The sequence below is a fragment of the Brevibacillus sp. SKDU10 genome (assembly GCF_001645205.1).
In the GTDB taxonomy this organism is placed as follows: domain Bacteria; phylum Bacillota; class Bacilli; order Brevibacillales; family Brevibacillaceae; genus Brevibacillus_B; species Brevibacillus_B halotolerans.
Genome location: NZ_LSSO01000082.1, coordinates 1 through 988, shown reverse-complemented (window position 1 = coordinate 988; position 988 = coordinate 1). Strand labels below are relative to the sequence as shown.

General features: G+C 40.3%; 2 protein-coding genes. Both read right to left on the bottom strand.

What is annotated here, in order from left to right:
- Positions 1-219 precede the first annotated feature (219 nt).
- Complete coding sequence (locus AYJ08_RS05390) at positions 220-654, bottom strand: GNAT family N-acetyltransferase (RefSeq protein WP_064016876.1); 435 nt, start codon at positions 652-654, stop codon at positions 220-222.
- A 40-nt stretch (positions 655-694) separates the two neighbouring features.
- Positions 695-850, bottom strand: a complete 156-nt coding sequence (locus AYJ08_RS23855; RefSeq protein ID WP_003339682.1) for a hypothetical protein — start codon at positions 848-850, stop codon at positions 695-697.
- Positions 851-988 lie beyond the last annotated feature (138 nt).

The following is a 988-nucleotide window of genomic DNA, read 5'->3' as shown; positions in this document are numbered from 1 at the left end:
TCTGAAATTGCATCTGTCTCCTCTACAAAATAAACCTGATACAAGTAGGGGATATGGCGTAGCATTTCAGCTTGCTGCTCACCAACCTCTTTATTTGTACCTTCTAGATACGTGAAGTAGCCTTGTCTGGTTTGCATAACATTTCCTCCTCGAATGTAACATGTGATGTATTGTCATTATAGCGAGGAAGAAATAAAAAAATTTGATACTTTTTGCTGTTTACTTTAAGCTCATAATCACATTGCGTTCCTGAAACCCAAGCTTTTCATAAAGCGATTTTGCTTCATTAGCTACATAGACATTTAGTCTGATTTCAGCATATCCCTGTTCTTTTAGCCTCTGAATGGCCGCTTCCATTAGTGGTTTCGCATATCCCTTTCCACGCGACTCGGGCATGACATATAGCTCGAAAATATAACCGAGCTCTTTATTAGTAAACTGCTCGGTGATGCTGCCCGCTAGCACCCAGCCAACGATTTGCTCATTCTGCTTGCCTACCAGATACCAAGCCCCTTTCTCCAGCAATTTGTGAATGGGTTCCTCGATGCTTTTGAAATCCACGTTAATGTAGCCCAGGGTTCCTTCCTGTAATGCCTGGGGTGTCTTTTCATATAAAAACTTCATATCCTCTTTTGATGCCATTCTGATTTCCATGTTAGCTCTCTCCTTCGCTTTTCAGAAAATGATGCATGCCTTATTCCTTTGGTAAAACAACTAAAATGAACGTAGCAATCGGACCTCCTAACAAGGACAAGAGAAACCAGATAAGCCCCGATCGATTTTTCCCTTGTGCAAGCCCAGCATTAATGAGAGCGAGCGTTCCCCACCCTACTATGTACTCGTTATTCATTCGATTCAGCCTCCTTTCCATCGATTAAAATCTTGCTCACTTATAAATCCGAACCTGTAAACATTTCTATTGTAACAAATTTTCTGCAAATAATAAAAAAACAGCGTTACTTGTATAAAAACAGGTTACTTACGTAAA

What these genes read in the sequence shown, in the direction of transcription:
- AYJ08_RS05390 (WP_064016876.1), bottom strand. Translation starts at nt 654, where the DNA reads ATGGAAATCAGAATGGCATCAAAAGAGGATATGAAGTTTTTATATGAA.
- AYJ08_RS23855 (WP_003339682.1), bottom strand. Translation starts at nt 850, where the DNA reads ATGAATAACGAGTACATAGTAGGGTGGGGAACGCTCGCTCTCATTAAT.